The following is a 22,566-nucleotide window of genomic DNA, read 5'->3' as shown; positions in this document are numbered from 1 at the left end:
CGGCGATATGATGGAAAGCCTTTTGTTCAGCGCTTGTCCTCGTCGAACCCTGACGAGGGTGCCGGCTCGCCGTCGTCGTTGGGCTCGCTGATCGACACGGGATCGCTGCCGTCCATCGTCTCGTCCAACCCGTTGTCGAGGCGCGCATCGACGCTGTCGGGGTTCTTCTGCAACCGCTTGGCGATCGACTTGTCCTGGCCGGCGTCCTGCCGCGGATCGCGGCTGCCGCCGGCGCCGCCCTCGTCGGGGGCCACCGACATGCTGTCGAGTGCGCGGTCGTCGATGGAGTTCATGGCTGGTCCCTCGCTGTGAATTCGTTCGCCCATCAAAACGATCGGCGGCCTCGCGCGTTCCTATTCCCGCCGTACCGACACGCGCTGGCGCACGAAGGTGGCGGTGCCGAACACGGTCATGAACGCGATGTCGGTGGCGTCGCGGCCGACGCACACCCGCGCGATCTCGTCGCTCCGCGCCATGCCGGTCGGATCGACCAGCCGCCACGCGCCGTCCAGCCACAGCTCCGCCACCGCGTGGAAGTCGGGCGGATCAACGCCGGGCGCGTAGGCGGCGACGCAGCGCGCCGGGATCTCGGCCGCCCGCGCCAGCGCCACCAGCAGGTGCGCGTAGTCGCGGCACACGCCGCGGCGTGAGGCGAAGGTGTCGAGCGCGGTGGTCGTCCCCGTGCTGCCGTCGCCGGCGTAATCCAGCGACATCCGCGTCCAATCGACCAGCGCCGCCGCCATCGCGCCGCCCGTCAAGCCGGCGAACTCGCGCGCGACGAAGCCCTCGAACCGGTCGGATTGGCAGTAGCGGCTGGGCAGCAGGTACGCCACCGTCTCCGCCGGCAGCAGCCGCACCGACGTGGCGGGCAGGGCGGCGAGTACCACCTCCTCCCGCACCACCGTCACCGTCGCGCGATAGGTCGCGACGAGCCGGTCGGCGCCGCGCACCCAGCAGCGCTGGCCGATCCCGTCCTCGCCCACGACCGCCCCGAGCGGCAGGTCCGACCCGACCGTCAGGCTCGCCGTCTCGATCCGCTGGTCCGCCATCGCCGCCACCTCGACCTGCAACAGCACGTCGGCGGGGCGCGGCAGGAGATAGTCGAGATCGGCCTCGATCGTCAGGCGCATGGACGCTCCCTCTCGCGCAAAGAAAAGGGCCCGGCGTCGCCGCCGAGCCCCGTTCCGATCACCGGGCGTCCCCGGTGAACCGTCAGTTCCGCTGCGATCCGAACAGTCGCAGGATGAACAGAAACATGTTGATGAAGTCGAGGTACAGCGACAACGCCGACATCACCACGACCTTGCCCTCATAGTCCGTGCCCGCGACCTGCGCGTACATGCTCTTGGTGCGCTGCGTGTCGTAGGCGGTCAGGCCGGCGAACAGCAGCACGCCGACCGCGCTGATGACCAGCGCCAGCGTGTCCGACTGGGTCCAGATGTTGATGAGGCTGGCGACCAGCAGACCGACGACGCCGATGATGAGGAACGTGCCGAACGCCGACAGGTCGCGCTTGGTGGTGTAGCCGTACAGGCTCAGCGCCGCGAAGCCCGCGGCCGTCGCGAAGAAGGCCTGCGCGATCGACGTGCCCGAATAGACCAGGAAGATGGTCGACAGCGACAGGCCCATCAGGACCGCGAAGCCCCAGAACAGCGCCTGCATCGTGCCCGTCGACATCCGGTTCTGGCCGAAGCTCATGCCGAACACGATCGCCAGCGGCGCGAACATGATGACGTAGCGGAGGATACCGCCGTTCAGGAACACCTGTGCCGCCATCGAATCGGCACCACCGGCGGCGAACAGCATCGCCACCACGCCGGTCAGCAGCACCGCCGACGCCATGTAATTGTAGACGCGCAGCATGTACGAGCGCAGGCCCGCATCGTAGGCCGCGTCACCCGCACGCGCCCGCGTCGCCCCGAACGGGGCGGTCGTGGGCCGGGGATCAGACCAGTTCGCCATTGAAATCTCCCAAGGCCGGCAACGGGCCGGTTGCCGTGACATATCGGCCCGTTCCAGCCGGCTTTCAAGCGCCCGGCCGCGACAGGATGCTCTCGCGTCCGTCGCGCCTGTGCCATGATCGCACCAGCATGATTCGCCTCTTCATCGCCCTCCGCCCGCCGCCCGCGATCCGCGACGCCCTCGCCGACCTGATGGAGGGCGTGCCCGGCGCGCGCTGGCAGGACGACGAGCAGTTGCACCTCACCCTTCGCTTCGTCGGCGAGGTCGAGCGGCCGGTGGCGGAGGACCTCGCCGCCGCGCTGGCGCACGTCCATGCCCCTGCGCCCGTCGTGTCGCTGGCAGGCGTCGGCAGCTTCGGGGCGCGCGGGCGGGCCGACACGCTGTGGGCGGGCGTCGCGCCGGCCGAGCCGCTGCGCCATCTCCACGCCCGCGTCGAGCAGGCGTGCGCGCGCGCCGGCCTGCCGCCCGAGCACCGCGCCTATCACCCGCACATAACCGTCGCGCGGCTGCCCCGCTCGCTGGGCGCGGGCGCGGAGATCGCCGCCTGGTGCGCGCGCCACGCCGCGCTCACCAGCGCGCCCTTCGTGCTGCCCCATCTCGTCCTCTACCGCAGTCATCTCGGCCGCGGCGGCGCGCTCTATGAACCGGTCGCGCGCTGGCCGCTCGGAACCCCCACGTCCGCCGCTGGTTCGCATCAGATGACGAACGGGAGCGAAACGACATGAAGACGACGACCGTAGCGGCGCTGGGCATCGCGATCCTCGGCCTCGCCGCCTGCCAGAACGATCGCACCGCGCTGGGCGAGGCGACGCCGGGTGCACGTACCGCCACCGCCTCGCTGCGTACCGCCGCCGGTGCCGACGCGGGCCGCGCCACCGCGACCGAGGTGGCGGGCGGCCTACGCTTCACCCTCGACGCGCGTGCCTTGCCGCCGGGCACGCACGGCGCCCACGTCCACACCGTCGGCCGCTGCGACGCGCCCGACTTCACCACCGCCGGCCCGCACTGGAATCCGGCCATGCGTCAGCATGGAACGCAGAACCCCGCCGGCCCGCACGAGGGCGATCTGCCCAACCTGATCGTCGGCACCGACGGGCGCGGCACGATCGGCGTGACCGTGCCCGGCGCGACCATGGCCGGGCTGCTGGACGCGGACGGCGGCGCGATGGTGGTCCACGCCAACGCCGACGACCTGCGTACCGACCCCTCCGGCAACAGCGGCAGCCGTATCGCCTGCGGCGTCTTTCAGGCGAGCTGAACCGCACAGCCTGGACGATCGATAGCCCATGCTTGACGGTCCGGCGTCCGCCGCCGGGCCGTCAAATGCCCGCATCCCCGATCACAGCTCCACGTACAGATCCTCCACCGTCACCCCCTCTCCCACCGCCGCCAGCAACAGCGTGCGGTGGCAGTGGCACGGCTCCCGCTCGTAGCAGAGCAGCGCGCTCGGGCGGTCCGCCGCCAGGTCGAGCATCCGCGCCGCCGCGGCCTGCGCCTCCGGTAGTGCCAGTTGCGCGTCGTACACCTCGGTCAGCGTCGCCACGTCGCCTTTCTTGGCCGCGTCGCGCCCGCGCTTGGGTGTGCCGAGCGCCTTCAGGTGGACGTAATCGATGCCGTCCTCCTTCAGCGACGCGGCGAGCGGCGATTTGGAGAAGCCCGGGCGGCGCGACAGCGGCAGCGCGCGCACGTCGATGACGCGCGCGACGCCCGCCCTTCGCAGCGTGGCAAGGAAGCCGGCCATCGTCGCGCCCTCGTAGCCGATGGTGTAGATCGTCATGCCGCGAAGGTGGCGACCCACCGCTGACACGGCAAGCCCGCCGCGCTATGGCGCCGCCATGCACCACATCCACATCGTCGGCGGCGGGCTCGCCGGGTCGGAAGCCGCGTGGCAACTCGCCGAGGCGGGCTACCAGGTCCGCCTGTCGGAGATGCGCGGCTCCGGCGAGCGCACGCCCGCGCACCAGACGGACGGGCTGGCCGAGCTCGTCTGCTCCAACTCCTTCCGCTCCGACGACGCCGACTCCAACGCGGTCGGCCTGCTCCACCAGGAGATGCGCGCGCTGGGATCGCTCATCATGCGTGAGGCGGATCGGCACCGCGTCCCCGCCGGCTCCGCGCTGGCCGTCGACCGTGAGGGTTATTCTGCCGGCGTCACCGCCGCGCTCGCCGACCATCCCAACGTCACGCTCGTCCGCGAGCGGGTCGACGCGCTGCCCGACGGCCCCGCCATCCTCGCCACCGGCCCGCTCACCGCCGCGTCGCTCGCCAGCGCGATCGGCGAGGCGACCGGCGCCGAGGCGCTCGCCTTCTTCGACGCGCTCGCGCCCATCGTTCATCACGAATCGATCGACATGGACGTCGCCTGGAAGGCGTCGCGCTGGGACAAGGGGGAGGCGGACTATATCAACTGCCCGATGACCCGCGACCAGTATCTCGCCTTCCACGCCGGCCTGGTCGAGGGCGAGAAGACGCCGTTCAAGGAATGGGAAAAGGATACCCCCTATTTCGAGGGGTGCATGCCGATCGAGGTGATGGCGGAACGGGGCGTCGACACGCTTCGCTACGGCCCGATGAAGCCCGTCGGCCTCGACGATCCCCGCACCGGCCGATGGCCCTACGCCGTCGTGCAGTTGCGCCAGGACAATGCGCAAGGCACGCTGTGGAACATCGTCGGCTTCCAGACCAAGCTCAAACATGCCGAGCAGGTCCGCCTGTTCCGCACCATTCCGGGGCTGGAAAAGGCCGAGTTCGCGCGATTGGGCGGTCTTCACCGCAACACCTTCATCCGCTCGCCCGAACTGCTCGATCCGATGCTGCGGCTGAAGTCGCGTCCCCACCTGCGCTTCGCCGGACAGATCACGGGGTGCGAGGGCTATATCGAGAGCGCGGCGATCGGCCTGCTCGCCGGCCGCTTCGCCGCGGCGGAACTGCGCGGAGAAACGCTGGCACCGCCGCCGGTGGAAACCGCGCTCGGCGCGCTGCTCGGCCACATCACCGGCGGCGCGGAGGCGGCGACCTACCAGCCGATGAACGTCAATTTCGGGCTGTTCCCGCCGGTCGAGGGCCGCAAGAAGGCCGATCGCAAGCGCGCCTACACCGATCGCGGCCGGGCGGCGCTGGCCGACTGGCTCAACCCTCCTCGGCCGGCGCCGTCGGCGGACATTTCGCCGGCGCTCGCGGCTTCCGCTTGACCGCGGTGGTCGCGAACTCGGCGGCGGTCATGCTGCCGGATCGGTCGCGGTCGGCGCCGGCGAACTTGGTCGTCGCCTTCACCGCCCACTCGTCGAACGACAGCTGCCCGTCGCCGTTCGCGTCCAGCTTCGCATACGCCTTGCGCCGCTGCGCCAGATACTCGTCGCGCGTGATCCGCCCGTCGCGGTCCTTGTCGTAGCGGCCACACCGCTTCTCCTCGCGGGTCTTCGGCGTCGCCTCGGGCACGATGGCCGGCAACTCATCGTCCCCCGCCCCCTCCTGCGCGGCCGGCGGCGCGGGCAAGGCCGCCACCGACGGCGCCTCCCGCCCGGTCAGGAACAGCGCCCCCGCGCCGATCGCCGCCACGCCGGCGCCACCGCCCGCCAACCACCGCCACATCGCTCGTCCTCCCCCTGCAACCCCAGCCTAGAGGACGCAGGGCACGGCACAATCCCTCACCGACCGGTCAGCCGCATCGCCATCAGCCGCGCCACCCGCCGCGGGCTGCCGGCCGCGCCTCCTGCCAGATCGCTTCGCGCCAGCAGCCCCAGCGCCGCCAGCGGCCGCAGCGCCCGCATCCATCCGCCGCCGATCAGTCCCAGCCGATCCCGCGCCATCGCCGCCGTCCGTCCCGCCGCCGGTGCGTCGGACAGGTTCTGCGCGAGATCGGCGAGCGCCCAGCCCTCGCCGACCGCCTCCACCCGCGCGTCGCCGGCGCCGAGCAGCCGCGCCGCCAGCGCGAATAGCCGGCCCCCTCGGCCCGCCGCGTACCGTTCCAGCGCCGGATCGTCAGGCACGTCCATGTCGAGCAGCGCCTCCCACCCGTCGACCAGCCCGGCCAAGTCCGCACCGGGGACGCCCGCCCGCGTCACCTCGCGTGCCAAGGCGGTCAGCACCGGCTCTGCCGGTGCCTCGCGCCGGTCGAGCGCTGTCAGCGCCTCGTGCCACCAGGTCAGCCGCATCTGCCCGACCAGCGGCTCGCGCGTCGAGCGGAGGATGTCCCCCAGCCGCTCGTCCAGCGCGAAAAGCGCCGCGAGCGCCGCGCGACGATCCGCCGGCGCGTAGCCCAGTGCCAGCGCCCGCTCTGCCTCTCGCACATCAGCGGGCGAAGCGATGGTATCCGCCTCGTTAACCATATCGCTTGAACCTCGCTTATCGCGGGCGGGGGCATGAACCTCGCAGAATCATCCGCGGACATGTCGATGCGCAACGTACGTTTCAAGCTGACCGGGGCGGCCGGCTTCCTCACCCGCCTGCGCCGCGACCGTCGCGGCAGCACGCTGACGGTCATCGCGGCGGCGATCGTGCCGCTGGCAGGGATGGTGGGAAGCGGCCTCGATCTCAGCCGGCTCTACCTGGTCAAGACCCGGCTGCAGCACGCGTGCGACGCGGGCGTGCTCGCCGGCCGCAAGTCGATGGGCGCGGGCATCTGGACGCAGAGCAACGGCGAACCGCTGAAGACCGCCAACCGGTTCTTCGACGGCAATTTCGAGGACGGCGCCTACGGCTCGCAGAACCGCAGCCGTACCTTCACCGAGGCTGCCGGCAAGGTTTCCGGCCGCGCGCAGGCCGACGTGCCGATGACGCTGATGCGCATCTTCTCCAAACCGACGATGACGATGGCCGTCACCTGCGACGCCGAGATGCGCCTGCCCAATACCGACGTGATGTTCGTGCTCGACACGACGGGATCGATGGCGGACGCACAGCCCGGCGACAGCGTATCCAAGATGAGCGCGCTCAAGACCGCGGTAAAATGCTTCTATGAGATCGTCGCGCGGCTCGACACCAACGCCGTCTGCACAACCGGCCCGCCTACCGGCGGCACCGGCAGCCAGGTGCAGATTCGCTTTGAATTTGTTCCCTACGCGACCAACGTCAACGTCGGCTACCTGCTGAAGCCCGAATGGTTCGCCAACGAGGCCCTCTATCAGACGCGCGTAGCCGAGTATGCGGACCGCATCTCCAGCACCGACCCTGCCGTGACCAACACGATAGTGGTCAACAAGAACCCCCGGAACGACTGGACGACCACGGCAATCGGGATCGTGAGCAGCACGCGGTGCAACCAGGAACCGGTTCCGCCGAATTCATCCTTTATGGCAGCGATCGGGAGCAATGAAGGAAGCGCCGTCGAGAACAACACGACGGGCGGCAATCCCAGCACCACGACTTGGGCTACCTACCAATACGGTTTCTATTACGAGTATCAACGGACGTATGAGGGCATAACCTGTCGAATACAGCGGCAGACGGTCTACGGCGACCTCCGCCGAACCTATACGCGTACGGACACGACCTCCCGCGTGTTCAATCAATGGCGCTACGCGCAATTGCCGGTCAACATCAGCCTGCTCAAAAACGGCAGCAGCTGGAACAGATCGTTCACCTGGCCGGTCGGCTCGCAAGCGGCCGACAAGACGATCACCTGGGGAGGCTGCATCGAAGAGCGACAGACAGCCTCCTATGACAGCTATACGCCGCGTCCCAACGACGTGAAGGATCTCGACATCGACTCGCTACCGGTGGCCGGCGACGCGTCCACGCAGTGGCGCCAGGTCCTGCCGGACGTGATCTACACGCGGCAGACCTCGTCCGGTCGAACGCGACAGGAGATTAAGACGGCGGACGAACTCGATCGAGACTTCTACTACGCTTGCCCGCGCGAGGCGCGGAAGCTGCAGAAATGGCCCAGCGCCAGCACGTTCAGCGCCTATGTCGATGGGTTGTCTCCGGAAGGAAACACATACCACGACATCGGTCTGCTCTGGGGCGCTCGCCTGGCGTCGCCGACCGGCATCTTCGGGCCGGAGAATGCCTTAACGCCGCAGGGCGGGGAGATCGAGCGCAACATCATCTTCATGACAGATGGTGACGCCTGTACCGGCGTCAACAACTACACCGCTTATGGGGTCGGCTGGTGGGATCGGCGCACGACCGGCAGCAGGCCGACCGATGGCTGCACCGACACGGGCACACTGACGCAGCAGGTGAACGCGCGCGCGGCGGCGCTGTGCACCGCCATCAAGAACAAGAACATCACGCTGTGGGTAGTGGCGTTCGGCCAGTTGGAGGATGCGACGGTCACCCGGCTTAAGGCGTGCGCGTCGTCCGGCCGCTACTTCACCGCGACCAACTCGGCCCAGCTCCAAGCCACGTTCAAGTCGATCGCCGACCAGATCTCGATGCTGAGGCTCACCTCGTGATTCGGCTGCTCAGCGCCGTCGCCGCCGACCGGCGCGGCGCGACGATCGTCGAGTTCGCGATCGTCGCGCCGGTGCTGCTGCTGCTGCTGCTCGGCTCGCTGGACCTGGCGCACCAGCTCTACATGACCTCGTCGATTCAGGGCGTGGTGCAGAAGGCCGCACGCGATTCGACGCTGGAGACGAGCAACGCGACTACCGCGCAGGCGACGGTGGACGCGCGCGTCGAGCGCGCGATCCGGGCCGTCGCGGGCAACGCCAAGGTGCGGATCGACCGCCGCTTCTACCGCACCTTCGCGAAGGCGGCCGCCGCCGATCCGGAGAGCTGGACCGACACCAACAAGAACAAGACCTGCGACGCGGGCGAGCCGTACCAGGACGAGAACAACAACGGCACCTGGGACAAGGACGGCGGCAATGCCGGCCAGGGCAATGCCAACGACCGCGTCGTCTACACCGTGTCCGCCAACTTCCCGCGCTATTTTCCCTTCTGGTACGCGGGGGGCATGGCGCAGGACTATACGATCGTGGCGCGCACCGTGCTCCAGAACCAGCCTTACGCCGATCAGCAGAGCTACGCCGCCGCCACCGTGAGGAACTGCCCGTGACCGCCATCGCCGCCTCCGCCGCCCCGCTCGCGGCGCTGCGCCGCTTCGTCCGGCCGGTGCTGGCCGACCGGCGCGGCGTTCAGCTGATCGAGTTCGCCATCGGCCTGCCGATCCTGACGACGCTGTCGCTGGGCGGCGCGGAGATCACCAACTACGCGACCACGCGGATGCGGATCAGCCAGGTGGCGTTGCAGCTGGCGGACAATGCCGCGCGCATGGGCAACGGCACGCTGCTCGCCGCCAAGACGATCACGGAGAACGACATCAACGACGCCCTGACCGGCGCCGGACAACAGGCCGGCAACCTCGACCTCTACAAGCGCGGTCGCGTCATCATCAGCGATCTGGAGCCGATGGCCAACCCGAACACCGACAAGAAGTACAAGATCGTCTGGCAGCGCTGCCGCGGCGACAAGACCAGCCACGCGTCGAGCTACGGCGTGGCCGGCGCGACCAACATCTCGGGCATCGGCGGCAAGAGCAAGTTCAACGCGCAGGACGACAACGCGACCATGTTCGTGGAGGTCTATTACGAGTACAAGCCGCTGATCCGCACGGCGCTGTCGCCGTCGACCACCATGGTCGAGATCGCGGCGATGTCGGTGCGCGACCGCCGCGACCTGACCGGCGGCGACAAGGGCGTGTACAATACTGCCAACGCACCGGTATCGCGCTGCTGAAGGCCCGCGGCGCCATCGCCGCGGGCCGCCATCTCCTCAACCCTTGTAGCAGACCTTCTTCACCGCCTTCACCACCCTGGCCGCGTCGATCAGCGCGAGCTTCTCCAGATTGGCGGCATAGGGCATCGGCACGTCCTCGTTGGCGACGCGGCCGACCGGCGCGTCGAGGTCGTCGAAGCCTTCCTCCATGCAGATCGCGATGATCTCGGACGCGATGCCGCAGGTGGGGAAGCCCTCTTCCGCCACCACCAGCCGGTTGGTCTTGGCGAGGCTCTTCAGCACCGTTTCCTTGTCGAGCGGGCGCAGCGTGCGCAGGTCGATCACCTCCGCCTCGATGCCCTCTCCCGCCAGTTGCTCGGCCGCCTCCAGCGAGACGCCGACGCCGATCGAGTAGCTGACGATCGTCACATCGCTTCCCTCGCGGACGATGCGGGCTTTGCCGATCGGCAGCACCCAGTCGTCGAGCTTGGGCACGTCGAAGCTGCGGCCGTACATCAGCTCGTTCTCGAGGAATACGACCGGATCCTCGGTGCGGATCGCCGCCTTCAGCAGCCCCTTCGCGTCCGCCGCGTCGTACGGGGCGATCACGATCAGTCCGGGCACGGATGCGTACCAGGGGCCGAAATTGTGCGAATGCTGCGCGCCGACGCGGGACGCGGCGCCGTTGGGGCCGCGGAACACGATCGGCGTGCGCATCTGCCCGCCCGACATGTAATTGGTCTTGGCGGCCGAGTTGATGATGTGGTCGATCGCCTGCAACGCGAAATTGAACGTCATGAACTCGACGATCGGGCGCAGGCCGCCCATCGCCGCGCCCGCGCCGATGCCGGCAAAGCCGTACTCGGTGATCGGCGTGTCGATGACACGCTTGTCGCCGAACTCGTCGAGCAGGCCCTGCGTCACCTTGTAGGCGCCCTGATACTGCGCGACCTCCTCGCCCATCACGAACACGCGGGGGTCGGAGCGCATCTCCTCGGCCATCGCGTCGCGCAGTGCCTCGCGCACGGTGGTCTTCACCATCTCGGTGCCTTCGGGTACCTCGGGGTCGCGGCGGCCCTCCTTCTCGGCCGCCTCGAACAGCTGCCGCGTACCGGTCTCGACCTTCTCCTGCGTCGGATGGGCCGAGTCCTCGACCTTGTCGCCCTTCTTCTCGTCCGCCTTGGCGTCCGGCTCGGGGCTATCGTCCTTGGTCGCGGCGGGAGCGGCGCCACCGCCCTTGCCCTCGACCGACGACGCGTCCTCGCCCTCTTCGGCCAGCAGCATGATGACGTCGCCGACCTTCACGTTATCGGTGCCCTCGGCCACCAGGATCTTGGCGACAATACCCTCGTCGACCGCCTCGAACTCCATGGTCGCCTTGTCGGTCTCGATCTCGGCCATGATGTCGCCGGACGACACGGTGTCGCCTTCCTTGACCAGCCACTTGGCGAGCGTGCCCTCCTCCATGGTCGGGGAGAGCGCCGGCATCTTGATCTCGATCGGCATCAGTAGAACTCCACCAGCACGTCGGTATAGAGCTCGGAGGCCTCCGGCTCGGGCGTGCTCTCGGCGAAGTCCGCCGACTCGTTGACCTGCTTCCTGATCGCCTGCTCCACGCTCTTCAGCTCGTCCTCCTGCACGCCCTGTTCTTCCAGCAGCTTCTTGATCCGGTCGATCGGATCGGCGGTGTCGCGCATGTTCTGCACCTCGTCGCGCGTCCGGTACTTGGCGGGATCGCTCATCGAGTGGCCGCGATAGCGATAGGTCTTCATCTCCAGGATGATCGGCCCCTTGCCTGCGCGTACCCAGGCGAGCGCCTCCTCGGCCGCGCCGCGACAGGCGAGCACGTCCATGCCGTCGACCTGGATGCCGGGGATGCGGAAGCTCTCGCCGCGCTTGTAGAACTGGTCCTCCGACGCGGCACGCGCGGTGGAGGTGCCCATCGCATACTGGTTGTTCTCGATCACGTAGATGATCGGCAGGTCCCAGAGCCGGGCCATGTTGAAGCTCTCGTACACCTGGCCCTGGTTCGCCGCGCCGTCGCCAAAATAGGCAAGACAGACGCCGCCGTCGTCATTGTACTTGTGCGCGAACGCCAGCCCGGTGCCGAGCGACACCTGCGCCCCGACGATGCCGTGGCCGCCATAGAACTTATGCTCGGTCGAGAACATGTGCATCGACCCGCCCTTGCCCTTGGAGATGCCGGCGCCGCGCCCGGTCAGCTCCGACATGATCGCCTTGGGATCGATGCCGTAGGCGAGCATGTGGCCATGGTCGCGGTAGCCGGTGATGACCGAGTCCGTGTCGCCGTTCAGCGCCGATTGCAGCCCCACCGCGACCGCCTCCTGGCCGATGTAGAGGTGGCAGAAGCCGCCGATCAGCCCCAGGCCGTACAGCTGCCCCGCCTTCTCCTCGAAGCGGCGGATCAGCAGCATCTCCTTGTAGAATTGCAGCAGCTCGTCCTTCGAGGCGTCGTACGGTTGCGGCTCGGCCGGCCGCTCGCGGTTCGTGATCGGTGGTTCGGCAGCGCGGGGGGCTTTGGCCACGGGAGAAAACCTCGTTTCCGTAAGGGAGATCGCGCCCGCCTATAGGCGCGCTTGTCCGCGTGAGGCAATTGTTAGGAGCCCCACTGCCGTCATGCCGGGCTCGTCCCGGCATCCAGAGCCGAGCAGCGCTACGTTCGCGACCCTGGATGCCGGGACAAGCGCGGCATCACGAAGGAAGGAGACGGCCGCGCCAAGAACCACTGCGGTTGCCCCGTGCCGCGCCCACGCCTAAGCCCGCGCGCGATGGCCGCCACCGCCCCCCACCCGTTCCGCATCGCCAATTTCCGTGCCTACTGGCTGTCGCGCTTCACCGGCACGATCGCCGTCTCCGCCATGTCGATCGTGATCGGCTGGCAGGTGTACAATCTGGCGCGCGAGACGATGGACATCCGCGAGGCCGCCTTCATGCTCGGCATGATCGGCTTCGCGCAGTTCGTGCCGCTGTTCCTGCTGACGCCGATCACCGGCCTGGTCGCCGACAGCGTCGACCGGCGCTGGATCGTGCGCGGCACGACGACGCTGCTCGTCGCCACCGCGGCGCTGCTGTGGTTTCTCACCTGGTCGAACAATCTCAGCCTGCCGGCGCTGTTCACCGCCGCGGTCGCGTTCGGCATCGCGCGCGCCTTCTCCGGCCCCGCCTATTCCGCGCTCGCGCCCAACCTGGTCCCGCGCGAGAGCCTGCCCACCGCGATCGCGGTCAGCTCGATCGCCTGGCAGGTCGGCACCATCGCCGGTCCCTCCGTCGGCGGCCTCCTCTACGCCGTCCATCCGGAGGTCGCCTACGGCGTCGCCACGGTCCTGTTCGCGGTCGCGCTCGGCTTCATGTTCCTGATCGGCCCGGTGCCGCAGCCGCCCGCGCAGACCGATCACCGCCCGCTCGCCCGCATCCTCGAAGGCTTCCGCTACGTCCGCAACAACCGGCTGGTGCTGGCGGCGATCACGCTCGATCTGTTCGCGGTGCTGCTGGCGGGGGCGACCTCGCTGCTGCCGGTCTACGCGCGCGACATCCTCCACGTCGGCTCGCAGGGGCTGGGGCTGCTCGCGGCCGGCATGGGCATCGGTGCGGCGACGACCGCCCTCTGGTTCTCGTTCCGCCCGATGGATAGCAACGTCGGCGTCAAGATGCTGATCGCCGTCGTCGTCTTCGGCCTCGCCATCCTCACCTTCGGCCTCGCCACGCCGATCGTCCACGCGCTCGGTCTCACCGGCGGCAGCATCGGCGGCACCATCATCCACCCCGCCTTCGTCCTCAGCCTCGTCGCGCTGATCGTCGCGGGCGGCGCCGACATGGTCTCCGTCTACGTCCGCCAGTCGCTGATCCAGCTCCATACGCCCGACGCGATGCGCGGCCGCGTGTCGGCGGTGTCGCAGCTCACCATTTCCGCCTCCAACGAGCTGGGCGAGTTCGAGAGCGGGGTGATGGCCTCCATCCTCGGCCCCGTCGGCGCGGTGGTGTTCGGCGGCGTCGGCGCGACCGTCATCACGCTGGTCTGGGCGCGGCTGTTTCCGGAACTCGCGCGCGCGCGGACCTTTGATCCCCCCGACATGCTCGACACCGAGCCTGAGCACGGAGAAGCCAAGCCATGAAGGCCAACAGCATCCTCGACACCGTCGGCCGCACGCCCCACGTCCGCGTCTCGCGCCTGTTCCCCGACAGCGAGGTGTGGATCAAGTCGGAGCGGTCGAACCCCGGCGGCTCGATCAAGGACCGCATCGCCCTCGCCATGGTCGAGGCGGCGGAGGCGGACGGCAGCCTGAAGCCGGGCGGCACCATCGTCGAGCCGACCAGCGGCAATACCGGCATCGGCCTGGCAATGGTCGCGGCGGTCAAGGGCTACAAGATCGTCCTCGTCATGCCGGAGAGCATGAGCGTCGAGCGCCGCCGCCTGATGCTCGCCTACGGCGCCACCTTCGACCTCACTCCGCGCGACAAGGGGATGAAGGGCGCGATCGAGCGTGCGATGCAGATCGTCGACGAGACGCCCGGCGCCTGGCTGTGCCAGCAGTTCGAGAACCCGGCCAACATCGACGTGCATGTCCGCACCACCGCGCAGGAGATCCTGGAGGACTTCCGCGACGCCCCCATCGATGTCCTCGTCACCGGCGTCGGCACCGGCGGCCACATCACCGGCGTCGCCGAGGTGCTGAAGAAGGAATGGCCCGCGCTCAAGGTCTACGCGGTCGAGCCCGCCCTTTCTCCCGTCATCTCGGGCGGCCAGCCCGGCCCGCACCCGATCCAGGGCATCGGCGCCGGCTTCGTGCCGCGCAACCTTCACACCCAGCTCCTCGACGGGGTGATCGAGGTCGACGCCGCGGTCGCCAAGGACATGGCCCGCCGCTCGGCGACGGAGGAGGGCATGCTGGTCGGCATCTCGTCCGGCGCGACGCTCGCCGCCATCCTCCAGAAGCTGCCCGACCTGCCCGACGACGCCCGCGTGCTCGGCTTCAACTACGACACGGGCGAGCGGTATCTGTCGGTGCCGGACTTCCTGCCCGAACAGTGACGCAGCCTGCCCCGCCGGGACCGCGCCTCACCGCGGTCCTGGCCACCATCGCCGCCGGATCGCTCGCCTTGCCCGCGGCCGTGGTGCTCCGCGCGCCCGCCCCGGTCGTCCGCGCGCCCCGCGCGCCGGTCCGTCACGCCGTCGTGCCCGCCAGCGTCGTGCCGCCGGTCGAGCCGGTCGCCTTCGTCGACCTGCCGCCGGACGAGGCACGCGTGTTCAACGCCGGCGTGCCGTTCGTGCGCGGCCCCAATCCGCCCGCCCGCCCCTTCCGCCTCGCCGACGGTGCGGAGGACCGCGCCCGCGCCACCGACTGCCTGGCCACGGCCGTGCTATACGAGGCGGGCGCCGATCCCGCCGGGCAGCGCGCGGTGGCACAGGTGGTGCTCAACCGCGTCCGCCACCCCGCCTTCCCCGGCTCTGTATGCGGTGTCGTGTTCGAAGGGCAGGAACGGCGCACCGGCTGCCAGTTCTCCTTCACCTGCGACGGCGCGCTGACGCGCTGGTCGCCGCCGCCCGCGCTCTGGGCCGCCGCGCGCAAGGTCGCGGGCGACGCGCTGGCGGGCGCGGTCTACCGCCCGGTCGGCACGGCGACACACTACCACACGGATTGGGTCGTGCCCTATTGGCAGTCGAGCCTCGACAAGATCGCCAAGGTCGGCAGCCACCTGTTCTTCCGCTGGAGCGGCTGGTGGGGCACCCCCGCCGCCTTCAGCCGCCGCTCGGTCACCGCCGAGCCGACGATCGCCAAGATTGCTCCCTTCTCCGACGCGCATCGCGACGGCACGGCACTGGCGGAAGCGGACGCGGCGCTGGACGAGGCCGCCGCCCTCGTCGCCGGCGATCCCAAGCCGCTCGCCGGCGATGCCGACACCTTCCTCGTCACCCTGCCCGCGGGCCTCGGACCCGATGGCTGGCCCGCGCTGGCGATGCGCGCCTGCGGCGACCGCCCGCACTGCCGCTTCTCCGCCTGGGACAGCGCCGCCCGTACCCCCAGCGCCGTCCCGCTCTCCCCCGACCAGGTCGCCGCGATGAGCTTCAGCTATCTCCGCGACCGGCCCGCCGGACTGGAGCGTACGCTGTGGAATTGCCGCACCGTCCGCCGCGCCTCCTCGCGCGAGTGTATGCGCCAGCAGGTCCTGCTCACCGCGACCCCGGCCCCCGCCGCCACGCCCGCGCCCGCCCCGACCGCGGCTTCACGCGGTCCGGTCGTGCTCGACGGCGTCCGCCGCGCAGGCGTGGAGGCCGATCAGCGCAACATTCCCTAGAGCGGGATGACAAGGTATTGACCCATCGCCGTTCGCCCTGAGCGACGTCGAAGGGCAGGCCGCGAGCGGGCGGCTTGTGGCTTGTGCTTCGACTTCGCTCGGCACGAACGGGTCAGGGTGATGTCATCCTACTCTAACGCCGATCGACATCCAGCGAGAGGCCGCGTTATCCAGGGCTTACCACCCCGGCGAAGGCGAGACCTCTGCGAAACTCCTCCAAAAGCATTTTTCTTTCGTCACCCCGGACTTGATCCGGGGTCCATGGTGCCGCGAAATCAACAGCTTATTGGCTTGCGGCACGGTGGATGCCGGAACAAGGCTCTCCCGAGCTCTGTCGAGGGGTCCGGCATGACGAAGTAGTTTCGCAGAGGTCTCGCGAAGGCCGGGGTGGCAAGACGTGAACGTCGACCGGTGCTAGATCGCCTCTCCCACCGCCCGCGCCCGTGCCTCGCGCGACACCTCGGCGGCGGGGACCAGCCGGTAGGCGGCGACCGCGCAGGCGAGCGTGATCGGCACGCTGGCGAGCAGCGACAGCATCCCCGTCGACAGGCTGCCCGACAACGTCGACACGCGCCCCGCCAGATACGGCCCCAGCGCCAGCCCCAGCAGCGTCGTGCCGATGAAGAAGGTCGCGGTCGCCGTGCCCCGCATCCGCGGCAACACTAGGTCCTGCGTCGTCGCCGCCGCCGCACCCAGCGCGCAACTCGCCGTCACCTGCGCCAGGAACAGCATCGGATAGAGCAGCGCCGTCGATGTGGCGGTGAAGCCCGCGACCAGGAAGGGCACCGGCACCACCGCACCGAAGATCACCACCACCAGCCGCCCGGCCGGATTGCGCCGCCGCAGCCGGTCCGCGACGATGCCGCCCAGCGTCACGCCGACGAAGCCGCCCAGCGCGCCGGCCGCGCCCAGGAAGAATCCCGCGCTCGACGGCGCCGCGCCCAGCACCCTGAGCGCGTACGGCGCGGCCCAGAAGCTCGCCGCATAGGCCATGAACGCGTTCAGCCCGTACGCGACCACCGTCAGCACGAACGCCGGCGTCGCGACGATCAGCGCGAACGTCGCGGGATCGCGGCGCCTCAGCGCGCACCCCCAGGAGAACACCGCGTAGACGCCGATGCCGACCGCGGTCCATTGCGGCCACGGCTCGCCGATCGCGACCAGCCCGGCGACCGCCGCCACCGTCAGCCCCAGCGCCAGCAGGTTGACCGCCAGCGCCTTTGCCCCGCCTTGCGCCGCCCCGATCAGCGTCAACGGCGGCACGATGGTGACCAGCTCGCGCCCGAACTCGGCGAAGGGCGCCGGGTGCCGGTCGGGCGGGGGCAGCCCCTCCACCGCGCCGCGCACCGGCTCGCGCAGCGTCGCGATCCACGCCGCCACCAGCAGTCCGGGCAGGCCGACCGCCAGGAACGCCGCCTGCCAGCCGGCCAGCCCCCATGGGCCGCCGTCCGGATAGGCGCGGTTCCAATTCTGCACGATCAGCCCGCCGATGAACAGCGAGCAGCCGCCGCCGACGTAGAGCCCGGCCGAGTAGATCGACAGCGCCGTCGCGCGCAGCCGCTTGGGAAACCAGTCGGAGATCAGCGAATAGGCTGATGGGCTCGCCGTCGCCTCGCCGATGCCGACGCCGATCCGCGCCGCCGCCAAATGCCCACCGGTCCGCGACAGCCCGGACAGTGCCGTCATGGTCGACCACAGCGCCAGCCCGATCACCATCAGCCGCCCGCGATGCCAATTGTCCGCCAAACGCCCGAGCGGAATGCCGAACAGCGAGTAGAACACGCCGAACGCGGTGCCGTACAGGAAGCCCAGGTCCTCGTCGCGCAAGTGCAGGTCGCGCTTGATGTCCTCCGCCAGGATCGAGATGATCTGCCGGTCGACGAAGTTCAGCACGTACACCAGGAACAGGATGCCCAGTACGTACCAGGCATAGCGCGACGCGTGCGTCGCCGGTGGCGCGGCGGTATCCATGCTTCCTCCCCGGTCGTCGACCCGGAGGGTATCAGACGCGCCCCCGCGAACAAGCGCTTATCCCGCTACCCGTGCAGGCGGCGGCGCGCTCCCCGGTCGATCAGCGCGGCGATGCTGGGCGACGGATCGTCGTTGCGCGGCAGCGGCGCGGGGCCGTGCGTGCCCGACGCAACCGGGCGCACCGCCATTCGCGGCACCGCCGGGATCGCGCCGGGATCGAAGGCGGCGAGCGGCTGGTCGAGATCGTCGGGCAGCCCGCGCTCGGGCGGTGGCGGCGGCGACGGCGGCGTGCCGAGTTCGGCCGCGGCCATCGGATGGCGCGGCGGCGCATCCGGATGCGCGTCGGCACGGCGCACCGACGGCCGCCTCGACGCCGATCCCGCCGGGGCACGGTGAAACGGCCCGCCGCGCCCGAACAGCAGGAACAGCACCGACCAGGCCACCGCCCCGCCGAGCAGCGCGGCGACGCCCGCGACCGCCGCCCGCGCCGCCTCGTCGGACCGCCAACCGATCAGGCCACCGGCGTCGACCAGCCGCGCCAGCGCTTCGCCCGGCAAGGCCAGGACGATCCCCATCCCCGCCACGGCCCCCAGCACGCCGCCCCACACCGGCAGTATCGCCCGCCCTCCCCGTCTCCAGGGAAAGGCGATCGGGCCGGTGGGAGGGAGTCGTTCCATCGACAAGTCCTGTGACCGTCTCATCCTAGCCGCTGGTTAACGCGGGCGTAACGGCGAAAATTCGACGCGCCGTTACGCACCTGCCGTCCGACGGCGCCGCACCGGAACGAACGCCAGGGGCCACGCATTGGCTTGAAAGAACTCCAGCGGAGCCCGACCGGTAAGATGCCCAAGATCGTGTACTGCGACGATTCCAAGCCGGGGATCACCCGCACCAAGGTACGCAATGGCTGGGCCTATCACGACGCCAAGGGCGATCGGATCACCGATCGCGACGAGATCGACCGGCTCAACGCGGTCGGCCTGCCCCCCGCCTATACCGACGCCTGGTACTGCCCGCGCGCCAATGGCCACATCCAGGCGGTCGGCTGGGACGACAAGGGCCGCAAGCAATATCGCTACCACCCCGACTTCCGCGAGGCGCAGGAGGCGGCCAAGTACGAACGCTGCGCCGATTTCGGCCACGCGCTGCCCAAGATCCGCAAACAGGTCGAGGCGGACCTGCGCCGACGCACCTTGTCCAAGGACCGCGCCATCGCCGCGGTCGTCCGCCTGCTCGACGGCGGCGACATCCGCGTCGGCAACGAGGCCTATGCGGAGGCCAACAACAGCTTCGGCGCGACCACCCTGCGCAAACGCCATGGCGAGGTGAAGGGCGCCACGCTGAAGCTCCAGTACAAGGGCAAGTCGGGCAAGGTCCGCAACCTCAGGATCACCGACCGCTCGCTCGCCTCCACCGTGCGCAAGATGCAGGACCTGGACGAGCAGCACCTCTTCGCCTGGCTCGACGAGCGGGGGGAAGCGCAGCCCGTGACCTCGTCGGACGTCAACGACTATATCAAGCGTGCCAGCGGCACCGACTTCACCGCCAAGAACTTCCGCACCTTCGCCGCCAGCGTCTGCGCGTTCGAGGCGCTGGCGGGCGCGGAGGCGGATTTGAGCCTCAAGGCGATGCTGGAACCCGTCGTCGCCCGCCTCGGCAACACGCCCGCGATCGCGCGCAAGAGCTACGTCCACCCCTCGCTGATCGCGCTGGTCAAGAAGGGGCAGTCCGCGTTCCGCCGCAGCGTCAAGCTGCCGCGCAAGAACCGCTACCTGTCGCGCGAGGAGCGCGGGCTGATCGCCTTTCTGGAAAGCATCCAGCCCGTTCTAGAAACCAGCCGCAAGAAAGCCGCCTGACCCCTCATGTCCAACGCCTCCGCCGGCAACGCCGCCGCGCCCATCTTCGACGCCGATGCCCTGACCGGACAGACCCAGGGGCTGGTCACCGCCAGCATCGCCTGGTTCCACACGCACTGGCTGCAGATCCTGATCGCCGTCGCGATCGGCGCGACGATCGTGATCGCGCTGCACAGCGCGCGACGCTTCGCCGGCCGTCTCGCCGCGCGCGATCCCGACGGGCGCGCGGGCTGGTTCTCGATCATCGGCCGGGCGCTGGTCAGGACCAACAATTTCTTCATCCTGATGCTGTCGATCAAGCTGGTCGTCGGCTACGCGGGCGCGCCCGACCAGATCGGGACCACCGTCAATTTCCTGTGGACCATCGCGTCCGTGTTCCAGGCGGCGATCTGGGTGCGGGAGATCGTGCTGGGCGCGATCGAGCACCGCACCCAGGCGCAGAACTATCAGGGCGAGGCGCTGTTGTCGGCGATGGGGCTGATCCGCCTGCTCGTCACCTTCGCGCTGTTCGCGATCGCGCTGGTCGTGGTGCTCGACAATCTCGGCGTCAACGTGACCGGCCTGGTCGCGGGGCTCGGCGTCGGCGGCATCGCCATCGGCCTCGCCGCCCAGGGCATCTTCGCGGACCTGTTCGCCGCGCTCGCGATCATCTTCGACCGCCCCTTTCGCCGCGGCGACAAGGTCCAGTACGACCAGACGCTGGGCGTGATCGAGGGGATCGGCCTGAAATCCACGCGCATCCGATCGTTCGGCGGCGAGATCCGCATCATCTCCAACCGCCAGCTGCTCGACAAGGAGATCCAGAACATCTCCAATCGCGATCACATCCGCGTCACGCTGACGATCGGCGTCGCCTACGAGACGCCGCCCGACACGCTGGAACGCGTGCCGCAGATGCTGCGCGAAGTGTTCGAGGAGGCCGGCGGCACGGTCGCGCGCGCCTCGTTCGAGAGCTTCGGCGCCTCCTCGCTCGACTTCGTGGTCCAGTTCGACGTGCCGGGCGACGATTGGCCGACGGCGCACGCCACGCGCGACAAGGCGATGGTCGGCGTCATCCGCCGCTTCGCCGCGGAGAAGATCAGCATCCCCTATCCCACCCAGACGACCTACACCGCCGCCCCGGACGGCACGCTGGTGATGCCCTACGCGCAGGTCCAGCCGGTGCAGATCGACCGGTCGCTCGCTTCCTGATTTCGCCGCGGGCATCGATGTTCTAACACCGCGCCGATGCCCGCGGTCTCCTCTTCCCGGTACGGTGACCGCAGCCCGCGGCGGCGCGCGACCGCGATCGCGCTGACGGTCGCCGCGCACCTGCTGCTCGCCTGGCTGCTGCTCCATCTCGGCCCTTCCTGGACCCCGAGCACGGACGAGCCGACGCTCACCACCTTCGACGTCGCCCCCGCCCCCGGCGCGGCGGCCGCCCCCGCGGCCACCCGCGCCGCCGAGGCCGAACGGCGCAGCAGCAGCACCCCGCGGCCGGCACCGCCGCTCCGCGTTCCCACCCCCTCGCCGATCCCCGCACCGCCGGTCGCGACCACGCCGGGGATGCTGGCGCTCGACTTCGACCTCGGCACCGTACCGCGTCAGGCGGGGGAAGCGTCGCCCGACCGCCACCAGGCCGACAGCGTCGCCGCCTACGGCCCCGGCGCGGGGCCCGGTGGCGAGCGGCTCTACGGCGCCGAATGGGAACGCGAGCCGCGCGACGCCGAGCTCAACGGCTATCTGCCGCGCGGCGTCCCGGCCGACAGCTGGGCGATGATCGCGTGCCGCACCATCCCCGACAATCAGGTGGAGAACTGCCGGACGCTCGGCGAGGGACCGCCCGGCTCCGGCCTCGCCCGCGCGATGCGCCAGGCCGCGTGGCAGTTCCGCATCCTGCCGCCGCGCATGGGCGGCAAGCCGATGATCGGCGCCTGGGTCCGCATCCGCTTCGACTGGACCAGCGCGGGCATGCGCGCACGCTGACCCGCGATGCCGTAGAATCTACCCGCCCGCGCGCGCCTTGCCCCGCGCCCGCACGACGCCGACCACCGTGAACACCAGCCACAGCGCCTGGGTGATGAACGACGGCAGGTTGAAGCTGTAGAACAGCGACACTAGGATCAGCCCCGATCCCAATCCGTTCAGCACCAGGTAGCGGGTATCGCTGCTCCCCAGTTTCTCCAGCTGGAGCAGGGCATAGGCGCTGATATAGGCGGCCACGCCGAGCAGGCCGATCACGTCTGGCAGAGCCATCTCGTCTCCTTGATCGACGTCACGGCGTCGCCAGTTTCATCAGCACCAGCCCGCCGACGATCAGCCCCGCCGCCATCAGCCGCGCGGGCGACAGCGCCTCGCCCAGCACCAGCACGCCGACCGCGAACGCCCCGATCCCGCCGATTCCCGTCCACACGGTATAGGCCGTCCCCAGCGGCAGCGTCCGCATCGACCAAGACAGCAGCCCGAAGCTGACGAGCATGCCGACGATCATCACGACGGTCGGCCACGGCCGCGTGAAGCCATGCGACTGCTTCATCGCCGACGCCCAGACCACTTCGAACAACCCGGCCACCACCAACACGATCCACGCCACGACAGCCTCCTCACGAGAGCCGCCGGGCCGTCCCGGTCTTGATACCCATGACGGGGCGGGAACGTGGTCGCCGCGGAAGAGCAGCTAGGGCCCGGCATCGCCGCTTTCAAGCGCCCGCCGACCGCGGACCATGCTCACGCCGTCACCGGCTGGAGCGCGCCGACACCCGCCCCGCCCCGACACCACCTCGCCGGACGAGCGATCACCCGCAGGCCCGATTACGGCTCC

24 protein-coding genes are annotated in these 22,566 nt (G+C 69.8%); 12 read left to right on the top strand and 12 right to left on the bottom strand.

The features are described from left to right. Positions 1 to 26: 26 nt before the first annotated feature. The 3 genes from BM145_RS10215 to BM145_RS10205 form a co-directional block, all read right to left on the bottom strand. Complete coding sequence (locus BM145_RS10215; protein ID WP_093333544.1) at positions 27 to 293, bottom strand: hypothetical protein; 267 nt, start codon at positions 291 to 293, stop codon at positions 27 to 29. Positions 294 to 353: 60 nt separating this feature from the next. Next, a complete protein-coding gene (locus BM145_RS10210; protein ID WP_093333543.1) occupies positions 354 to 1,130 on the bottom strand; it encodes a transglutaminase-like domain-containing protein in 777 nt (258 codons plus the stop codon). Between the two features lie 82 nt (positions 1,131 to 1,212). Next, complete coding sequence (locus BM145_RS10205) at positions 1,213 to 1,962, bottom strand: Bax inhibitor-1/YccA family protein (protein WP_093333542.1); 750 nt, start codon at positions 1,960 to 1,962, stop codon at positions 1,213 to 1,215. 128 nt (positions 1,963 to 2,090) lie between these two features. On the opposite strand from BM145_RS10205, the gene thpR reads away from it, so the two are divergent. Together thpR and BM145_RS10195 are read left to right on the top strand one after the other, a co-directional pair. Then, on the top strand, positions 2,091 to 2,687 hold the full coding sequence (thpR, locus tag BM145_RS10200; RefSeq protein WP_093333642.1) for an RNA 2',3'-cyclic phosphodiesterase: 597 nt from the start codon (positions 2,091 to 2,093) through the stop codon (positions 2,685 to 2,687). Next, positions 2,684 to 3,220, top strand: coding sequence for a superoxide dismutase family protein (locus BM145_RS10195; protein ID WP_093333541.1), 537 nt, complete (start codon positions 2,684 to 2,686; stop codon positions 3,218 to 3,220). Before thpR ends, BM145_RS10195 begins: the two co-directional genes overlap by 4 nt. 81 nt (positions 3,221 to 3,301) lie before the next feature. On the opposite strand, the gene BM145_RS10190 is transcribed toward BM145_RS10195, so the two are convergent. Next, positions 3,302 to 3,739, bottom strand: coding sequence for a DUF488 domain-containing protein (locus tag BM145_RS10190; protein WP_093333540.1), 438 nt, complete (start codon positions 3,737 to 3,739; stop codon positions 3,302 to 3,304). A gap of 58 nt (positions 3,740 to 3,797) precedes the next feature. On the opposite strand from BM145_RS10190, the gene trmFO reads away from it, so the two are divergent. After that, positions 3,798 to 5,153 (top strand): methylenetetrahydrofolate--tRNA-(uracil(54)-C(5))-methyltransferase (FADH(2)-oxidizing) TrmFO, encoded by a 1,356-nt coding sequence (gene trmFO / locus BM145_RS10185; protein ID WP_093333539.1) that lies wholly within the window; start codon positions 3,798 to 3,800, stop codon positions 5,151 to 5,153. Here trmFO and BM145_RS10180 read toward each other — a convergent pair. Continuing rightward, entirely contained in the window at positions 5,092 to 5,553 is a 462-nt protein-coding gene (locus tag BM145_RS10180) for an EF-hand domain-containing protein (protein ID WP_093333538.1), read from the bottom strand. The genes trmFO and BM145_RS10180 overlap by 62 nt on opposite strands. Positions 5,554 to 5,609: 56 nt before the next feature. Continuing rightward, positions 5,610 to 6,290, bottom strand: a complete 681-nt coding sequence (locus tag BM145_RS10175) for a squalene/phytoene synthase family protein (RefSeq protein WP_093333537.1) — start codon at positions 6,288 to 6,290, stop codon at positions 5,610 to 5,612. A gap of 66 nt (positions 6,291 to 6,356) precedes the next feature. On the opposite strand from BM145_RS10175, the gene BM145_RS10170 reads away from it, so the two are divergent. From BM145_RS10170 to BM145_RS10160, 3 genes are read left to right on the top strand one after another with little or no spacing between them, the layout of a single operon-like run. After that, positions 6,357 to 8,360: a TadE/TadG family type IV pilus assembly protein gene (locus BM145_RS10170; protein ID WP_093333641.1), complete on the top strand. Its 2,004-nt coding sequence runs from the start codon at positions 6,357 to 6,359 to the stop codon at positions 8,358 to 8,360. Further along, positions 8,357 to 8,965 carry a TadE/TadG family type IV pilus assembly protein gene (locus tag BM145_RS10165; RefSeq protein WP_177200158.1) on the top strand — a complete coding sequence of 203 codons (609 nt, stop codon included), beginning with the start codon at positions 8,357 to 8,359 and terminating at the stop codon, positions 8,963 to 8,965. Before BM145_RS10170 ends, BM145_RS10165 begins: the two co-directional genes overlap by 4 nt. Then, the gene (locus BM145_RS10160) at positions 8,962 to 9,645 is read left to right on the top strand and encodes a TadE/TadG family type IV pilus assembly protein (RefSeq protein WP_245739246.1); all 684 of its coding nucleotides are present in this window, start codon (positions 8,962 to 8,964) and stop codon (positions 9,643 to 9,645) included. Before BM145_RS10165 ends, BM145_RS10160 begins: the two co-directional genes overlap by 4 nt. 36 nt (positions 9,646 to 9,681) lie before the next feature. On the opposite strand, the gene BM145_RS10155 is transcribed toward BM145_RS10160, so the two are convergent. Both BM145_RS10155 and pdhA read right to left on the bottom strand, forming a co-directional pair. Continuing rightward, positions 9,682 to 11,130: a pyruvate dehydrogenase complex E1 component subunit beta gene (locus BM145_RS10155; RefSeq protein WP_093333535.1), complete on the bottom strand. Its 1,449-nt coding sequence runs from the start codon at positions 11,128 to 11,130 to the stop codon at positions 9,682 to 9,684. After that, entirely contained in the window at positions 11,130 to 12,170 is a 1,041-nt protein-coding gene (pdhA, locus tag BM145_RS10150) for a pyruvate dehydrogenase (acetyl-transferring) E1 component subunit alpha (protein WP_093333534.1), read from the bottom strand. Before pdhA ends, BM145_RS10155 begins: the two co-directional genes overlap by 1 nt. A 243-nt stretch (positions 12,171 to 12,413) precedes the next feature. On the opposite strand from pdhA, the gene BM145_RS10145 reads away from it, so the two are divergent. Genes BM145_RS10145 through BM145_RS10135 form a run of 3 tightly spaced genes read left to right on the top strand, consistent with a single transcriptional unit; the run spans position 12,414 to position 15,939 of the window. After that, on the top strand, positions 12,414 to 13,757 hold the full coding sequence (locus BM145_RS10145; protein ID WP_093333533.1) for an MFS transporter: 1,344 nt from the start codon (positions 12,414 to 12,416) through the stop codon (positions 13,755 to 13,757). Further along, entirely contained in the window at positions 13,754 to 14,674 is a 921-nt protein-coding gene (gene cysK / locus BM145_RS10140; protein WP_093333532.1) for a cysteine synthase A, read from the top strand. The genes BM145_RS10145 and cysK overlap by 4 nt, the downstream gene beginning before the upstream one ends. Next, positions 14,671 to 15,939: a cell wall hydrolase gene (locus BM145_RS10135; protein WP_093333531.1), complete on the top strand. Its 1,269-nt coding sequence runs from the start codon at positions 14,671 to 14,673 to the stop codon at positions 15,937 to 15,939. The genes cysK and BM145_RS10135 overlap by 4 nt, the downstream gene beginning before the upstream one ends. 414 nt (positions 15,940 to 16,353) lie before the next feature. Here the strand turns inward: BM145_RS10135 and BM145_RS10130 are convergent, their stop codons facing one another. Together BM145_RS10130 and BM145_RS10125 are read right to left on the bottom strand one after the other, a co-directional pair. Next, positions 16,354 to 17,910, bottom strand: a complete 1,557-nt coding sequence (locus BM145_RS10130) for a spinster family MFS transporter (RefSeq protein WP_093333530.1) — start codon at positions 17,908 to 17,910, stop codon at positions 16,354 to 16,356. Between the two features lie 65 nt (positions 17,911 to 17,975). Beyond that, positions 17,976 to 18,587 carry a hypothetical protein gene (locus tag BM145_RS10125; RefSeq protein ID WP_143090155.1) on the bottom strand — a complete coding sequence of 204 codons (612 nt, stop codon included), beginning with the start codon at positions 18,585 to 18,587 and terminating at the stop codon, positions 17,976 to 17,978. A gap of 165 nt (positions 18,588 to 18,752) precedes the next feature. Between BM145_RS10125 and BM145_RS10120 the strand changes: the two genes are divergently transcribed. The 3 genes from BM145_RS10120 to BM145_RS10110 are packed head-to-tail and all read left to right on the top strand — an operon-like array spanning position 18,753 to position 21,731. Next, the gene (locus BM145_RS10120; protein ID WP_093333528.1) at positions 18,753 to 19,766 is read left to right on the top strand and encodes a DNA topoisomerase IB; all 1,014 of its coding nucleotides are present in this window, start codon (positions 18,753 to 18,755) and stop codon (positions 19,764 to 19,766) included. Positions 19,767 to 19,772: 6 nt separating this feature from the next. After that, positions 19,773 to 20,957, top strand: coding sequence for a mechanosensitive ion channel family protein (locus tag BM145_RS10115; RefSeq protein ID WP_093333527.1), 1,185 nt, complete (start codon positions 19,773 to 19,775; stop codon positions 20,955 to 20,957). Between the two features lie 36 nt (positions 20,958 to 20,993). Further along, positions 20,994 to 21,731 carry a hypothetical protein gene (locus BM145_RS10110; protein ID WP_093333526.1) on the top strand — a complete coding sequence of 246 codons (738 nt, stop codon included), beginning with the start codon at positions 20,994 to 20,996 and terminating at the stop codon, positions 21,729 to 21,731. An 18-nt stretch (positions 21,732 to 21,749) separates the two neighbouring features. Here the strand turns inward: BM145_RS10110 and BM145_RS10105 are convergent, their stop codons facing one another. Then, positions 21,750 to 22,001 (bottom strand): CBU_0592 family membrane protein, encoded by a 252-nt coding sequence (locus tag BM145_RS10105; protein WP_093333525.1) that lies wholly within the window; start codon positions 21,999 to 22,001, stop codon positions 21,750 to 21,752. Between the two features lie 19 nt (positions 22,002 to 22,020). Then, complete coding sequence (locus tag BM145_RS10100; RefSeq protein ID WP_093333524.1) at positions 22,021 to 22,338, bottom strand: DMT family transporter; 318 nt, start codon at positions 22,336 to 22,338, stop codon at positions 22,021 to 22,023. Positions 22,339 to 22,566 lie beyond the last annotated feature (228 nt).

Source organism: Sphingomonas rubra (assembly GCF_900115745.1).
GTDB classification, from domain to species: domain Bacteria; phylum Pseudomonadota; class Alphaproteobacteria; order Sphingomonadales; family Sphingomonadaceae; genus Sphingomonas; species Sphingomonas rubra.
This window is presented reverse-complemented; position numbering and strand designations above follow the sequence as displayed.

Bases quoted from the DNA above. Each gene is read 5' to 3' on its own strand.
- BM145_RS10155 (WP_093333535.1), bottom strand. From the start codon at position 11,130: ATGCCGATCGAGATCAAGATGCCGGCGCTCTCCCCGACCATGGAGGAG.
- BM145_RS10120 (WP_093333528.1), top strand. From the start codon at position 18,753: ATGCCCAAGATCGTGTACTGCGACGATTCCAAGCCGGGGATCACCCGC.
- BM145_RS10195 (WP_093333541.1), top strand. From the start codon at position 2,684: ATGAAGACGACGACCGTAGCGGCGCTGGGCATCGCGATCCTCGGCCTC.
- BM145_RS10210 (WP_093333543.1), bottom strand. From the start codon at position 1,130: ATGCGCCTGACGATCGAGGCCGATCTCGACTATCTCCTGCCGCGCCCC.
- BM145_RS10180 (WP_093333538.1), bottom strand. From the start codon at position 5,553: ATGTGGCGGTGGTTGGCGGGCGGTGGCGCCGGCGTGGCGGCGATCGGC.
- BM145_RS10145 (WP_093333533.1), top strand. From the start codon at position 12,414: ATGGCCGCCACCGCCCCCCACCCGTTCCGCATCGCCAATTTCCGTGCC.
- BM145_RS10190 (WP_093333540.1), bottom strand. From the start codon at position 3,739: ATGACGATCTACACCATCGGCTACGAGGGCGCGACGATGGCCGGCTTC.
- BM145_RS10115 (WP_093333527.1), top strand. From the start codon at position 19,773: ATGTCCAACGCCTCCGCCGGCAACGCCGCCGCGCCCATCTTCGACGCC.
- BM145_RS10175 (WP_093333537.1), bottom strand. From the start codon at position 6,290: ATGGTTAACGAGGCGGATACCATCGCTTCGCCCGCTGATGTGCGAGAG.
- thpR (WP_093333642.1), top strand. From the start codon at position 2,091: ATGATTCGCCTCTTCATCGCCCTCCGCCCGCCGCCCGCGATCCGCGAC.
- trmFO (WP_093333539.1), top strand. From the start codon at position 3,798: ATGCACCACATCCACATCGTCGGCGGCGGGCTCGCCGGGTCGGAAGCC.
- BM145_RS10125 (WP_143090155.1), bottom strand. From the start codon at position 18,587: ATGGAACGACTCCCTCCCACCGGCCCGATCGCCTTTCCCTGGAGACGG.
- BM145_RS10110 (WP_093333526.1), top strand. From the start codon at position 20,994: ATGCCCGCGGTCTCCTCTTCCCGGTACGGTGACCGCAGCCCGCGGCGG.
- BM145_RS10205 (WP_093333542.1), bottom strand. From the start codon at position 1,962: ATGGCGAACTGGTCTGATCCCCGGCCCACGACCGCCCCGTTCGGGGCG.
- BM145_RS10130 (WP_093333530.1), bottom strand. From the start codon at position 17,910: ATGGATACCGCCGCGCCACCGGCGACGCACGCGTCGCGCTATGCCTGG.
- BM145_RS10105 (WP_093333525.1), bottom strand. From the start codon at position 22,001: ATGGCTCTGCCAGACGTGATCGGCCTGCTCGGCGTGGCCGCCTATATC.
- BM145_RS10215 (WP_093333544.1), bottom strand. From the start codon at position 293: ATGAACTCCATCGACGACCGCGCACTCGACAGCATGTCGGTGGCCCCC.
- cysK (WP_093333532.1), top strand. From the start codon at position 13,754: ATGAAGGCCAACAGCATCCTCGACACCGTCGGCCGCACGCCCCACGTC.
- BM145_RS10170 (WP_093333641.1), top strand. From the start codon at position 6,357: ATGCGCAACGTACGTTTCAAGCTGACCGGGGCGGCCGGCTTCCTCACC.